14 protein-coding genes are annotated in these 15,029 nt (G+C 40.3%); 2 read left to right on the plus strand and 12 right to left on the minus strand.

Annotated elements, in window-relative coordinates; all coding sequences use genetic code 11:
- Nucleotides 1-77: 77 nt before the first annotated feature.
- Nucleotides 78-923, minus strand: coding sequence for an undecaprenyl-diphosphate phosphatase (locus HT717_RS09040; protein WP_049539222.1), 846 nt, complete (start codon nt 921-923; stop codon nt 78-80).
- 61 nt (nt 924-984) lie between these two features.
- Entirely contained in the window at nt 985-2,874 is a 1,890-nt protein-coding gene (locus HT717_RS09045; RefSeq protein ID WP_049539220.1) for a DUF2207 domain-containing protein, read from the minus strand.
- Nucleotides 2,875-3,012: 138 nt separating this feature from the next.
- Here HT717_RS09045 and HT717_RS09050 point away from each other — a divergent pair, with 138 nt between their 5' ends.
- Entirely contained in the window at nt 3,013-4,578 is a 1,566-nt protein-coding gene (locus tag HT717_RS09050) for an ABC transporter substrate-binding protein/permease (RefSeq protein ID WP_049539219.1), read from the plus strand.
- Nucleotides 4,578-5,318, plus strand: a complete 741-nt coding sequence (locus tag HT717_RS09055; protein ID WP_049539218.1) for an amino acid ABC transporter ATP-binding protein — start codon at nt 4,578-4,580, stop codon at nt 5,316-5,318. The genes HT717_RS09050 and HT717_RS09055 overlap by 1 nt, the downstream gene beginning before the upstream one ends.
- Nucleotides 5,319-5,407: 89 nt before the next feature.
- Here the strand turns inward: HT717_RS09055 and HT717_RS09060 are convergent, their stop codons facing one another.
- From HT717_RS09060 to HT717_RS09105, 10 genes are all read right to left on the minus strand, one after another.
- The gene (locus tag HT717_RS09060) at nt 5,408-5,623 is read right to left on the minus strand and encodes a hypothetical protein (RefSeq protein ID WP_001130035.1); all 216 of its coding nucleotides are present in this window, start codon (nt 5,621-5,623) and stop codon (nt 5,408-5,410) included.
- 821 nt (nt 5,624-6,444) lie between these two features.
- Nucleotides 6,445-7,695, minus strand: coding sequence for a threonine ammonia-lyase IlvA (ilvA, locus tag HT717_RS09065; RefSeq protein WP_000952970.1), 1,251 nt, complete (start codon nt 7,693-7,695; stop codon nt 6,445-6,447).
- Nucleotides 7,696-7,809: 114 nt separating this feature from the next.
- A complete protein-coding gene (gene ilvC / locus HT717_RS09070) occupies nt 7,810-8,832 on the minus strand; it encodes a ketol-acid reductoisomerase (RefSeq protein WP_000290683.1) in 1,023 nt (340 codons plus the stop codon).
- A gap of 64 nt (nt 8,833-8,896) precedes the next feature.
- Nucleotides 8,897-9,373: an acetolactate synthase small subunit gene (gene ilvN, locus HT717_RS09075; protein ID WP_001253805.1), complete on the minus strand. Its 477-nt coding sequence runs from the start codon at nt 9,371-9,373 to the stop codon at nt 8,897-8,899.
- Nucleotides 9,366-11,066, minus strand: coding sequence for an acetolactate synthase large subunit (locus HT717_RS09080; protein WP_049539216.1), 1,701 nt, complete (start codon nt 11,064-11,066; stop codon nt 9,366-9,368). Before HT717_RS09080 ends, ilvN begins: the two co-directional genes overlap by 8 nt.
- 201 nt (nt 11,067-11,267) lie before the next feature.
- Nucleotides 11,268-12,935, minus strand: coding sequence for a DAK2 domain-containing protein (locus HT717_RS09085; RefSeq protein WP_049539214.1), 1,668 nt, complete (start codon nt 12,933-12,935; stop codon nt 11,268-11,270).
- 2 nt (nt 12,936-12,937) lie between these two features.
- Entirely contained in the window at nt 12,938-13,303 is a 366-nt protein-coding gene (locus HT717_RS09090) for an Asp23/Gls24 family envelope stress response protein (RefSeq protein ID WP_000216442.1), read from the minus strand.
- A gap of 156 nt (nt 13,304-13,459) precedes the next feature.
- Entirely contained in the window at nt 13,460-13,648 is a 189-nt protein-coding gene (gene rpmB, locus HT717_RS09095) for a 50S ribosomal protein L28 (protein ID WP_001140948.1), read from the minus strand.
- Nucleotides 13,649-13,753: 105 nt separating this feature from the next.
- Nucleotides 13,754-14,428 (minus strand): membrane protein, encoded by a 675-nt coding sequence (locus tag HT717_RS09100; protein ID WP_049539213.1) that lies wholly within the window; start codon nt 14,426-14,428, stop codon nt 13,754-13,756.
- Between the two features lie 4 nt (nt 14,429-14,432).
- Nucleotides 14,433-14,879: a LytTR family DNA-binding domain-containing protein gene (locus tag HT717_RS09105; RefSeq protein WP_049539211.1), complete on the minus strand. Its 447-nt coding sequence runs from the start codon at nt 14,877-14,879 to the stop codon at nt 14,433-14,435.
- Nucleotides 14,880-15,029: the final 150 nt, after the last annotated feature.

Consider the following 15,029-nt stretch of genomic DNA (forward strand, 5'->3'; position numbering starts at 1 on the left):
TGCGGCTAGCTTCCTAGTTTGCTTTTTAATTTTCATGGAGTATAAAACCTTGAAGAGCTGACCCTTCAAGGTTTTTCTTATACAAATAAACGAACAAAGCTGTAAAGTAGCAAGACACCACCAAGCACGATGCGGTATTTACCAAAAAGAGTAAAGTCGTGTTTTTTCACATAACTGGTCAAGAAACGAATAGCGACCATGCTGACTGCAAAGGCGACTCCCATCGCAACCAAGAGCAAGAACAATTGCCCAAAGCTCAAGAGTTGTCCTGCTTTCACAAATTTGAAAATCTTTAAGGCACTAGCTCCAAACATAACAGGAATTCCAAGATAGAAGGTAAATTCTGTCACAACAGAACGACTGGTTCCATTCAATAAACCACCGACGATTGTGGCCCCAGAACGGCTAGTTCCTGGCAAAAGGGCAAGAACTTGGAAGAGTCCGATATAGAAAGCTGTCGTATAAGGAAGCTTGTCCAACTCTGTCACACTTGGCTCGATAGCACGCGCTTTATTGCGCTTTTCCAAATAGATAAAGGCAATCCCATAGATAATCAACATAAGAGCAACTGAAACCATATTATGGAAGTGGGTATCAAACCAATCATCAAACTTAAAGACGGCAAGTAAAGGCAAAGTAGCAACTAAGACCTTCAACCACAGTCTCCAAGTCTTACGAACTTCCTGCTTGTCCTTAGTCGGTTTGAAAGGATTGAGCTTGTTAAAGTAAATAACCATGACCGCCAAAATCGCTCCAAGCTGAATTACAACATTAAACATGGACACAAAGGCTTCATTTTGATTTTGATATTGGATAAATTCCTCTGCTAAAATCAAGTGACCTGTACTGGAAATCGGCAACCATTCTGTAATTCCTTCAACAATCCCGAAGAAGATAGATTTTAAAATTTCAATAAGATACATAGATTACTCCTTTTTTTCTATCTTCCATTATAGCATATTTTTCAGCCTATGACAGCTCTCTTTAAAAGGCTCCGATACTGCCACCGCCTCCGCCTCCAGAGAAGCCACCGCCAGAACTTCCGCTTCCAGAAGATACCGAGTAGGTACTTGCTGTATTTGCGACACTGGCATAATGGCTCATTTGCGCGCTTGAATGATAAAACATACTGTGCCAGCCATAAGCTACATAGAGATTGATATCTGGATTTTCCACTTGGATATGATGAACCTTCATCAAATGACTAACCTTATCCGCATAGCCAAATAAGGTTGCATAGACCAAGAGGCGATTCCAGACCACAATACTTTCCAATTCAGCCTGATCCAGTCGTGCAATCTCACGCAACATATTTTCAAAACTGGTCCAGAGATAGTAGACCTCAGCTCCCGCTTCATTTAGAACACCATCACGATTATCTAGTCGAAGTTTCCAATAATAGAAAACAGCCAAAACCAAACCTAGAAAACCAAGTATTGGCAAGGGGAGGTAAAGATAGCCATGAACATCTAAACTGTACAAGAACAAACCAAATCCGATAAATAAGGGCAAGATAGTGGAAATACCCATACCCACCTGCAAGGCCTTTTCTCCACCAGTCAAGGAACGATAATAATCTGGGAGGCCCCAGAAGGAAACTCGATTTCTCACTCCTTCTTGCATCTCGTTCAATACTTCTTCAAAAGACGATTTGAGCTGACGCCCCTTTGCTTGAATCCGTTTTTCATCAGAGACTTTTGCTCTACGATAAAGACTATCAGATACCTTATAATCTGCAAACAAATTGGAAAGAGTTTCTTCTTTTTTGCCTGAAAAAGCCAGATTTAGACAGTCTATCTCAAAGCTTGACAAACCATCTTCTCTTACCAGCCTCAAGCCAACTGCATCTCCTTCTGAAATGATAGAGACATTCCCACGGTCTATCACATCTAACAAAGTAGCTTGAATGAGTTGATCAAAGGTGAATTTGCCAGCCCCCTTGACTAAGGGACTCACTTCCTCCAAGGAGGTCGAGTAGACAGCCTCTGATAAAACCATAGGCTCTAATTCCATTGGTGGCTCATAGAGACGATGATTTTTGGCATATTTGACTGAAGGAGTGGTCTTTCTTCTATAGATAAAATAGAAGAAAGCACTCAATAACAAAGAGATGGAAAGTATCGAAGGAAAGACCCAAGTGACGAGTTGTTTACTCTGATCTTTTTCTCTAACAATCGAGTCTTCTATCTTATTAAACTCCTCTAAACGATTCCCTTTCAAGCCCTGATTCCTAGCGCTAGCAAAAGCACTTCGAGGCCAGTAGGCATGCAATTCAACTCCACGCTTAGGAGGAAGATTGTCTAAACGAATAGTATAATCAAAGTTACTCTTTTCAATCGTTCCTTCTTTAAAGAGTTTCCCTGTATGGAAGTAGAGTTTTTCAGCCCCCTTGTCTCCCCTTACACGAAATTCAAACTTTCCAATAGCCCCTGAACTATCTGTCAGAGGTTGCCAATTTAATTCAGCGATATCATCATAAAGAAAAAGCAAGTTCTTTAAGTTCCAGACAAGGTCAACTTCAACTGTGTCACCCTCCTGACCTGGATTATAGACTTTGACAGTATAACCATCTGTTCCTTCTATCACTTCGCTAGTAACGTCTGCTAGTTCTGCACCATTTTTCGAGGCCTGAACCTTTGGATGAGGGTCTATATCAAATCCTCTAGGCATCTTGCCAGCACGTCCAAGTCCCACGATTTGGCCCTTAAAGTCCTCCTCAAATTGGTAAACTATCTTTTGTCTAAATTCTGCCGTATTGTCTGCATGAATATACAAATCACCTTGATAAGAGTTTATCTTAAAATCAATGGCAAAAACAGAAAGTGGCAGAAGGCAAAACAAGCCTAACACTAGTAAGAAAAAAGTTTTTTTCATCAAACAAGCCCCCTTTTTATCTTTGCTATCATTATATCATTTTTTCTCAAGTAAGGGCTTACCTGTATTGAAAAATAGAGTTTTTTTCGATAAAATAGGAGACAGTTATTTTTTAATAGATTAGAAATAGGAGAAATCATGAGAAAAATATACTTATCTATTTTCACAAGTCTCTTGCTGATGCTAGGACTTGTCAATGTTGCTCAAGCTGATGAATATTTACGCATCGGGATGGAAGCAGCATATGCTCCCTTTAACTGGACTCAGGATGATGATAGCAATGGAGCTGTCAAAATCGATGGAACCAACCAGTACGCCAATGGATACGATGTCCAAATTGCCAAGAAAATTGCTAAGGACTTAGGCAAAGAGCCTTTGGTTGTTAAAACCAAGTGGGAAGGTCTAGTCCCTGCCCTTACTTCTGGTAAAATTGACATGATTATCGCAGGTATGAGTCCTACTGCCGAACGCAAACAAGAAATCGCCTTTTCAAGCAGTTACTACACTAGCGAACCAGTTTTGCTTGTCAAAAAAGATTCTGCCTACGCAAATGCTAAGTCTTTGGATGACTTTACTGGTGCGAAAATCACTTCTCAACAAGGTGTTTACCTTTATGACTTGATTTCACAAATCTCAGGCGCTAAAAAAGAAACTGCCATGGGAGACTTCGCTCAAATGCGCCAAGCACTTGAGGCTGGTGTTATCGATGCTTATGTTTCTGAACGCCCTGAAGCACTGACTGCTGAAGCTGCTAACTCTAAGTTCAAGATGGTCCAAGTGGAACCAGGTTTCAAAACTGGAGAAGAAGATACGGCTATCGCGATCGGGCTTCGTAAAGATGATAATCGTATTAGCCAAATCAATGCCAGCATTGAAACCATTTCAAAAGACGACCAAGTTGCCTTGATGGATCGTATGATCAAGGAACAACCTGCCGAAGCAACAACAACTGAGGAGACTAGCAGTAGTTTCTTTAGCCAAGTCGCTAAAATTCTTTCTGAGAACTGGCAACAACTCTTGCGTGGTGCTGGTGTCACTCTTTTAATCTCTATCGTCGGAACCATCATAGGTCTCATTATCGGTCTTGCCATTGGTGTTTTCCGTACTGCTCCTCTCTCTGAGAATAAAGCCATTTATGGATTACAAAAACTAATCGGCTGGATCCTCAATGTCTACATTGAAATTTTCCGTGGTACTCCAATGATCGTTCAATCGATGGTTATCTACTATGGAACTGCCCAAGCTTTCGGTATCAACCTTGACCGTACACTGGCCGCTATCTTCATCGTTTCAATCAACACTGGTGCCTACATGACTGAAATCGTCCGTGGTGGTATCCTAGCAGTTGATAAGGGACAATTTGAAGCAGCGACTGCTCTTGGTATGACCCATAACCAAACCATGCGTAAGATTGTGCTACCTCAGGTTGTCCGCAATATCCTACCAGCAACTGGTAATGAGTTTGTCATCAATATCAAAGATACATCTGTATTGAACGTTATCTCTGTTGTTGAACTTTATTTCTCAGGAAATACCGTGGCAACTCAAACCTATCAATACTTCCAGACATTTACAATCATCGCCGTGATTTACTTTGTCCTCACCTTTACCGTAACACGTATCCTACGCTTCATCGAACGCCGAATGGATATGGATACCTATACTACAGGTGCTAATCAAATGCAAACGGAGGATTTGAAATAATGACACAAGCAATCCTTGAAATTAAACACCTCAAAAAATCCTATGGACAAAACGAAGTGCTAAAAGACATTTCTCTCACTGTCCACAAGGGAGAAGTTATCTCTATCATCGGAAGCTCTGGAAGCGGAAAATCGACCTTCCTCCGCTCCATTAACCTACTTGAAACGCCAACTGATGGACAAATCCTTTATCATGGGCAAAACGTCCTCGAAAAAGGTTATGACCTCACACAATACCGTGAAAAGTTGGGAATGGTGTTCCAATCCTTTAATCTCTTTGAAAATCTCAACGTTCTTGAAAATACAATCGTCGCTCAGACAACTGTCCTTAAACGTGAACGTACAGAAGCTGAAAAGATTGCCAAAGAAAACCTAGAAAAGGTCGGTATGGGGGAACACTACTGGCAAGCGAAACCAAAACAACTCTCAGGTGGTCAAAAACAACGTGTGGCCATTGCTCGTGCCCTTTCAATGAATCCTGATGCTATTCTCTTTGATGAACCAACATCAGCTCTCGATCCAGAAATGGTTGGAGAAGTACTTAAAATCATGCAGGAACTTGCCCAAGAAGGCTTGACTATGATTGTCGTAACCCACGAAATGGAATTCGCCCGTGATGTCTCCCACCGTGTGATCTTTATGGATAAGGGAGTAATCGCTGAAGAAGGCAAACCAGAAGATCTCTTCACCAATCCTAAAGAAGACCGTACAAAAGAATTCCTTCAACGCTATCTCAAATAAAAAGAAAAGGCCGCACCAACCGTGCAGTCTTTTTGTTTGGTCAAAATGAAAAGGCAGACCCTATTTAAGAATCCGCCGTCATCCAAAGATTAATCTTCAAATTTTTCATGATTTTTGTCATAGAAATCAATTAAACCTAGAGCTGTTTCAAATGAAATATTTTTTACTTTCGCACGACCCTGCGCTAGAGCAATGATAGACATCTCACGCGCATTCGTTTCCTTAGAGATACGGTAGCCTGTGATTTTCTTATCACGAACCCAGCCAACAACTGATTCTACTTTTTCAAAGTTTGACTTAGCCATGTTCTTCTCCTATTTTCTTCTTTACGATATATTATTCTATACGTTTTTATGTCTTTTGTCAATAAAAAAACATATATTCAATAAAACAAATGATTTAGTTTTTTCTTACTTCTTTTTTAAAGCCGATAATATATAGGTTTTTAGTTGCTATAACCCATTAGTACGCACCCTAAAAATAATTGAATTATTAAACTTATAATTCGCAAAAATATTCATCAAGAAAAAATACCAGTTTCTCAATAGGATAAACAGGAGTCATATTCTATATCTTCATTTTAATCTATAAGTTTGTCAAAGAGAATCTTCCTTTTCTGACTATCTCATATCTATTTTATCCTTTCTATTTCCTTTGGTTCCCTTCCTGTTACTATTTAACTTTTTTAACCGGTACAATTGACTTATCTCATCAAATTTTGCATATTCTTATAACACACCGCTATTACAATCAGCATTTAGAATAACACTTCCTAGTATTCCAAATGTTCTACTCGCCTCATATTACTGCTATCATATACTATATTCAATCAACTCACCAAATCTACCTTATAAGCATTGATTATTTTTTCTAATTCCTATTATATTTAATCAAACTTAAAATTATATATATAAAATATGGTATTCTAAAAAATAGCCCTATGTATAACAAGTCATTCTTCTTTATTATTATAAACTGAAATAAAAAATAATAGGTACTATAGTGAGTTATAGTAGAAGTAGTACGATAGTTTTCCTAAGTCCATAGGAATCGCCCCCTTTCTTCACCCTCATTATAGCACCTATACATCAGTTGTGCAAATAATATGATATTTTTTTATTAATCCTCAGACAAGCATATTATAGAGCGTTTCATTACCATTTAAATTAATATAAGCTGGATCAAAACCTTCCATCCGACGAATCAATCCTGCATAATCATGCTTATCTGCTAAAGCGATCCCGATCAATACAGGTCCTGTCCCCTTACTAGCTCGTTTGATATACTCAAAACGTGTGATATCATCGTTTGGCCCCAAGATATCATTTACAAATTCACGTAATGCTCCTGGACGCTGTGGAAAATTAACCACAAAGTAATGCTTGATCCCATCATAAATCAAGGCACGTTCTTCCATTTCTGGCATACGGTTGATATCATTATTTCCTCCAGAAATGATACAACAAATAGTTTTCCCCTTGATATATTCAGCTAAAACTTCTAAAGAGGCAATACTAGCTGCTCCAGCAGGTTCTGCAACAATCCCTTGCTTAGAGTAGAGGTCAATCAAAGTTTCAGAAATCAATCCCTCATCGACACCTACCAAAGTTTGAACATGTTGACGAGTTGCCTCATAAGTCAACTGACCTACCTTTTGTACGGCAATCCCATCTGCAAATTTGTCAATTTCCTTGAGCTTAACAGGTCCACCAGCTTCAAAGGCAGCCTTCATGGAACGTGCTCCATTCGCTTCTACTCCGATAACCTCGATCTCTGGACTTATTTCCTTGATATAGGTAGAAACCCCAGCAATGAGACCGCCACCACCAACAGGAACCAAGACAGCATCAAAATCAATCGATTCTTTTCGAGCTTCTTCTAAAATCTCATAAGCAACGGTTCCTTGACCTGCCTGGACATGAGCATCATCAAAGGGATCAATAAAGGTACGATTTTCAGAGACTGTAAATTCTTGAGCTGCCTTAGCTGAGGCATCAAAGGTATCTCCAACTAGTTTAATGGTTACGAAGTCCCCACCAAAAAAGCGAACCTGCCCAATCTTTTGTTGCGGAGTAGTAATGGGCATAAAGATAGTAGCAGGGATTTTCATTTCATTACAAGTATAGGCTACTCCCTGCGCATGATTTCCCGCAGAAGCACAGACTACCCCACGCTCACGCTCTTCCTTGCTGAGCTGAGAAATGGCATAATAGGCACCACGAATTTTAAAAGAGCGGACACGTTGGGCATTTTCCTTTTTCAAATAAATCTTAGCACCATACTTCTCCGATAAATAATGGTCATAATCCAATGGGGTATTCACAACCACACCGTTCAAGACCTTGTGAGCCTTGATGATATCTTTTGAACTTAACATCTTTTTCTCCTAGACTATTCATACTATCACAATCCATCCTCTAAAAAGAAAGATGAATTGATTATAAAAGCGAGTTAGGTCCCCCCAACTCGCCTTCACCTTAATTTCTATAAATTAGTTATAGATTTTGAATGCATCGTCGTCGTTTTTACCAACGAATGGCATTGCTTTACGCAATTCTGCACCAACTTTTTCAATTTCAAGGTTAGCTGCTTGTTCACGGTAAGCAGTCAATTTTGGACGTCCAGCTTTATAGTCATTTACAAAGTCATTTGCAAATTTACCATTTTGGATGTCTGCCAAGACAGCTTTCATGTTTTCTTTAACTTGCTCAGTGATTACACGTGGACCTGATACATAGTCACCGTATTCAGCAGTGTTTGAAATAGATTGACGCATTTTTTTGAATCCACCTTCATAGATCAAGTCAACGATCAATTTCATTTCGTGAAGAACTTCAAAGTAAGCCAATTCTGGAGCGTAACCTGCTTCTGTCAAGACTTCGAAACCTGCTTCGATAAGGGCAGTTAAACCACCACAAAGTACAGCTTGTTCACCAAACAAATCTTCTTCAGTTTCTTCTTTGTAAGTTGTTTCAAGAAGACCTACACGAGCTGCCCCAACACCTTTACACCAGTCCATAGCAATATTTTTAGCATTTCCTGTTGCATCTTGGTATACTGCGTAAAGAGCTGGTACACCAAATCCTTCTTCGTAAGTACGACGTACCAAGTGTCCTGGTCCTTTAGGAGCACACATGAAGACATCTACATCGGCAGGAACTTTGATAAATTCAAAGTGGATGTTGAAACCATGGGCAAATCCAACTGCGTTTCCAGCTTCCAAGTTTGGAGCGATTTCTGCTTCATAAAGTTCTTGTTGGATTTCATCTGGTGCCAAAATCATGATAACGTCAGCCAATTTAGTAGCTTCTGCTACTGTATAAGTGTCAAATCCATCTTCTTTTGCTTTGTCAAAAGATTTACCTGGACGTACACCGATAATGACATCACGACCTGAGTCACGCAAGTTTTGAGCATGCGCATGTCCTTGTGAGCCATAACCGATAACGGCAATTTTTTTACCATCAAGCGCTGCTACTTTAACATCTTTTTCATATTCCATTTGAACTGCCATAGTTTTCTCTCTTTTCTATTATTTATTGCCTTTTAGGCTGGTTTAACAAATTTAAGTTGGATTGTTAATCTCGGGTAAATCCAGTTGCACCCGTTCTAGCAATATTACGAATACCGTATGGTCGAATGACTCGCAACAGGGCCTCGCTCTTTTCTGCATTTCCTGTCATCTGAATGGTAATCGTGCTTGGCGCTACATCCACCACCGTTGCACGGAAAGGTTGAATAATCGCTAAAATCTCAGCTCGCTTCTCCGCTGGCGCTGACATCTTAACCAAAATCACCTCGCGCTCCAAATGAGGCTTGTCTGTAATATCTCGAATGCGAATCACATCAATCTGACGATTGAGCTGTTTGATAATTTGCTCCACTTCATCATGTGAAGCTACATCAATAATAATGGTGATGCGCGATACATTCGGATCTTCTGTTGCTCCAACAGAGATGCTTTCGATATTAACCTGACGACGAGACAGAACGCCAGTAAAGCGGTTGAGGACTCCTGAACGATTTTGTAGTTTTGCTGTTAACATTCTACGCATGGAACTTCACCCCCAACATCTCATGATTACTCTTACCAGCTGGTACCATTGGTAACACCTGTTCCTTACGAGAAATATCTACCTCGATTAGCATAGGAACATCCTCAGTGATGACTTCAAGGTCTTGAGCCAAGGTCTCAGGATTGTCAAACTTATAGTTTTTAATGCCATAAGCTTGTGCCATCAATTGGAAATCAGGAAGGGTATCAAAGACTGACTCTGACGTTCTACCTTCATAGAAGGATTCCTGCCACTGACGAACCATTCCAAGCGAGTGGTTATTCAGCATAACCACCTTGATTGGTACCTTGTAAATGTTCAAAATAGCCAATTCCTGATTGGTCATTTGAAAACCACCATCTCCAACGAACAAGACCACTTCCTTATCTGGGTTAGCAATTTTAGCACCGATTGCTGCTGGAATTCCGAATCCCATGGTTCCCAAACCGCCTGAAGTCACTAACTGACGTTCATTTTGGTATGGATAATACTGGGCTGTCCACATTTGGTGTTGACCAACGTCTGTTACCACAATGGCATCTCCATTCGTCAGTTCACCAATTCGTTCAATAACGGCTTGCGGTTGGACCACACGCTCTTTCTTGTCATAAGAACGAACACGGTTCTTGTCTTTTGTGACTTTTTCAATCCATTTTTCAGTATTGTTATGAACTGTTGGTTCCGCCAACAACATTTGTAAGGCCTTCTTAGCATCTCCAACTACAGGAATATCTGCACTGATAATCTTACCAATCTCAGCTGGATCAATATCAATGTGAGCAACCTTGGCATTCTTAGCAAAGGTCTTAGGATTTCCTGTCAAGCGGTCATCGAAACGGCAACCGATACTAATCATAAAGTCTGCTTCCGTCATGGCAATATTAGCTGCGAAAGAACCGTGCATGCCTCCCATTCCAAGGAAGAGTGGATGAGTCGTTGCAATCGTGCCTTGTCCCAAAAGACTGGTTACCACTGGAATCTGATAGCGTTCTGCAAATTCATTTAATTCTGCAGCAGCTTCAGCATAACTAATTCCACCACCAGCCAGCAAGACTGGTTTTTTAGCCTTGGATAATTGCTTCAAGATTTTCTTGATTTGCATATCATTCGGCTCAAGAGTCGGCTGATAGCTTGGTAGATTCACTTCTGGTGAATAGATGAAGTCTGTTTCTAAAGCAGATACGTCTTTTGGTAGGTCAATGACAACTGGTCCTGGACGGCCTGTAGTTGCGATATGGACAGCTTCCGTAATGATACGAGGGATATCAGCTGTCTCACGTACTTGGTAATTGTACTTAGTGATTGGCATGGTAATTCCCACGATGTCTGCCTCCTGAAAGGCATCCTTCCCAATCCCTGCTCGCGCCACTTGACCTGTAAAGACCAAAAGGGGAACGCTATCGCTCATGGCATCCGCAATCCCTGTAATGGCATTTGTTGCTCCTGGTCCACTAGTGACGACGGCAACACCCAACTTTCCAGTTGATTTGGCATAACCTTCAGCTTCATGCAAACAACCTTGCTCATGGCGTCCTAGAATGTGGCGAATGCCTTTAAAATTATATATCGCATCATAAAAAGGCAAGACAGCACCACCAGGATAACCAAAGATGGTATCAATTCCTAAATCACGAAGTGTTTCCAAAACTAGGTCCGACCCCGTCTTAGGAGATTCTAAACTGATTTTCTCCATTGTTCCCCTTTCTCTTCTCTTAAAAATAACTTGTTACTATCATACCATTTTTTCAAGATTTTTCAAGAGAAAAGAAGAAATTTTCTGAATTTTCTATTTTAACGTTTATTTATGAATATTATTTTTGTTTTTATTAAAAAAGATATCGATTTCATTTACTAAAAAATAAAAAAGAACTGATTTCTCAGTCCTTCATTAATCTTATTCCACACTAAATAGGTATGGGTAAACAGGTTGTTGGCCTTGGTGAATCTCGACTTCAACGTCTTCGAATTCTTCTGCGATTTCTTGAGCAATTTCATTAGCAAGTTCTTCGCTTCCGTCTTCACCGACATAGAATGTTACGATTTCACTATCTTCATCCAACATATGTTTCAAGGTTTCTGTCAAGGTTTGGTGCATGTCAGGGTTTGACACGAGAATTTTCCCATCGACCATACCAAGATTATCGTTTTCATGGATTTCTAAACCATCAATCGTTGTATCACGCACAGCTGTTGTTACGCTTCCGCTAACGACATCGCTAAGAGCAGCTGTCATACGCTCTTGGTTTTCTTCGATTGACTTGCTTGGATCAAAGGCAAGAAGACTAGTCAATCCTTGAGGAAGAGTACGAGCTTCTACCACTACTGCTGGTTGTTCCAAAACTTCTGCTGCAGATTGAGCCGCCATGAAGATATTCTTGTTGTTTGGCAGGAAGATAATATTACGAGCGTTGACCTGTTCAACAGCCTTGATAAAGTCTTCTGTTGAAGGGTTCATGGTTTGACCGCCTTCGATAACATAATCCACACCTTGAGAACGGAAGATATCTGCTAGACCTTTACCAGCCACTACAGCAATCAAAGCATACTCTTTTTCTTCAGCTGTCTTGCTAACTTGAGCAGCTTCTTTTTCAACCTGTGCTTCGTGTTGGTTACGCATATTGTCAACTTTTACCTTGACCAAACTACCATATTTGAGACCTTCTTGCATAACAAGTCCTGGATCTTCTGTATGGACATGGACTTTGACAATTTCATCATCGTTGACAACGAGGAGAGAATCTCCAAGTTCATTCAAGTAGTTACGGAATTCGTCGTAGTCAAAATCTTTAGCATAGGTTGGACCTTGTTTAAGGGCTACCATGATTTCAGTACAGTAACCAAACGTAATGTCCTCAGTCGCTACGTGACCAGCTACAGACTTATGATGCTCCGCATTGATCATTTCACTCATGTTGGCAGGAGTCGCTACAAAGTCCTCAGATGCAATATATTCACCAGTAAGGGCTGAAAGGAACCCTTCGTAGATGAAGACCAGTCCTTGACCACCTGAGTCCACAACTCCAACTTCCTTCAAGACTGGAAGCATATCTGGCGTTTTAGCAAGAGCTGTTTTAGCACCTTCCAAGGCTGCACGCATTACTTCAACAGCATCATCTGTTTGCTCAGCCTTTTTCTTAGCACCGATAGCAGCTCCACGTGAAACTGTCAAAATCGTTCCTTCAACTGGTTTCATAACTGCTTTATAAGCAACTTCCACACCTGATTGGAAGGCAAGGGCCAAGTCTTGACCTGTTAACTCGTCTTTATCCTTGATTGCTTGTGAAAATCCACGGAAAAGCTGAGACGTAATAACTCCTGAGTTCCCACGCGCGCCCATCAAAAGCCCTTTGGCAAGAATACTCGCTACCTCTCCAACAGTAGAAGCTGGCTTATCTGCAACTTCCTTAGCACCATTTTCAATGGTCATTCCCATATTTGTACCAGTATCTCCATCTGGAACTGGAAAGACGTTTAATGAATTGACATATTCAGCTTGCTTATTCAAGCGAGTTGATGCAGCCTGCACCATTTCTTGAAATAAGCTAGTAGTAATTTTTGACACGGTTATTCTCCTACAACTTTGATATTTTGAATGTAGACATTTACAGTCTGAGCAGTAATTCCAAGTTGGTTTTCCAAACTAAAACGAACACGCTCTTGAATGTTTTTTGACACTTCGCTAATCTTTGTTCCGTAGCTCAACACGGTATATACATCAACTGCAATACTGCCATCTTCGGCCGCCTTTACGACGACACCTTTGGAATAATTTTCCTTACCTAGCAGAGCTTGGAAATTATCTTTGAGGGCATTTTTACTAGCCATACCAACCACACCAAAAATCTCAGTTGTTGCACCGCCTACGACAGTTGCAATCACTTCATCTGTTAGTTCGATTTGACCATCTTTTGTATTAATTTTTACAGTCATCCTTTTTACCTCAACTAGTTGATACTCTATTTTATCATATTTCAGCCCAAGTGTAAAAGCAGAATACTGTATCAGCGGATATTTACTCCGTTTTTCAAATGATTTTATACCCACAATAAAAGAAAAAAGACCCTAAGGTCTCCTTTGCTTTTATTATTAAACGCGTTCAACTTTACCTGATTTCAAAGCACGAGCTGAAGCCCAAACTTTTTTAGGTTTACCATCGATAAGAACAGTAACTTTTTGAAGGTTTGGTTTTACGGCACGTTTTGTTTGATTCATCGCGTGTGAACGGTTGTTTCCTGATACAGTCTTACGACCTGTAAAGTAACATACTTTAGCCATTGTGTTTTCCTCCTATTAGATCTAATATAGCGGATGTGCTAGCACCACATACCGTACTATGTTATCACACTTTCTTCATTTTTGCAAGGGAATTGGAAGATTTTTTTATTTAACGTAGACAATTCCCAACTTTCCAAAAGCCACATCCCCACGGATAATCAAGGTTTTGCTGGTTGGGGCTAGAGAAGTATCTGCCTTGGCTACACCACAGAAAGTTTCCACCTTTAAATCAACTCTCCAATGTTGAGGAACATAGATAACTGCATTGCCAAAACCAACTTCCACTTTCAGTGTTGCACTATCACCTAACATCTCTGCATTGTCATAATATATCTTGGCATTCCCAAAACCAACTTCAACTTGGTCTTCTACCAATTCTTGGTCTTGCTTGTAGAAAGTCCCAGTCCCAAAAGCGACTTCCTTATCTGTAAGAATGGTCTTTTCACCATCATACCACCATTTTTTTCCATTCCAAGTTCTGTTAGAATGAGTGAGTGCGCTGACACCCATTACGATTAAAATACTAGCCCAAAATAAAGACTGATTTGGAATCGGTAAAATATCATAAAAGTGGTTAGCAATCATGAGGGCTACTAGAGCTGTAAAAGAGGCTGAGGTTAAGTGGCGACGCAACAAAGCTCCAACTGATTGGTAGGCAAAAAAAGCAATGCCAATCAAGGGCCAAATTTGCCCTCCAAGAGAAGGGATTCCAAAATTTCCTTGTAATAATATTACAGCTGCAAAAATAAGCAACACAATACCAAATGCTTTCTTTTTCATGTTCTTACCTCATGTTTCTTAGATTTTCTTTTAGGAGGGATTGGTAATGCCGTGACACATGAACCTCCTTGTGGGTCTGATAAAAGGAAATGGTGCCCGTTCCTGAAAAGGACTTGTCCACCGAATAGATTTGCCGAATATTAGCAATGGTCGACTTGGATACTCGACTGAAATAACGGGGCAGGATAGACTCCAATTCATAAAGCTTGAGCCGAACTTCGTAGGCATCTTTCTGGGTATGGGCATAAATCTTGCTACCTTCCGTCTCAAAGAAGAGAATTTCCGATAAGTCCAGATAATATTCACCTGTTCCCTTATAAAAAATCAGCCTAGGAGACTTGGACTCTTGAAAGAGACGCTGCAAATCCGCAATCTCATCTGTCAAAGTCGCTGCCTTGATGATAATTTCAGTTTCCTCTAAATTGCTGTCAATCTCGATTCGTAACTTCATTCCATCTCCTTTCTGACTCTACTATATCAAAGCCAAAATAAGAAAACAAGAGCAAAAAAGCAAGTGGTTACTTTAGGTACGTAAGTGGTTCTAGGACCGCCTTATACTCTTCGAAAATCAAATTCAAACCACGTCAGCGTCGCCTTACCG

Source organism: Streptococcus sp. 959 (genome assembly GCF_013277075.1).
Lineage (GTDB): Bacteria > Bacillota > Bacilli > Lactobacillales > Streptococcaceae > Streptococcus > Streptococcus pseudopneumoniae_C.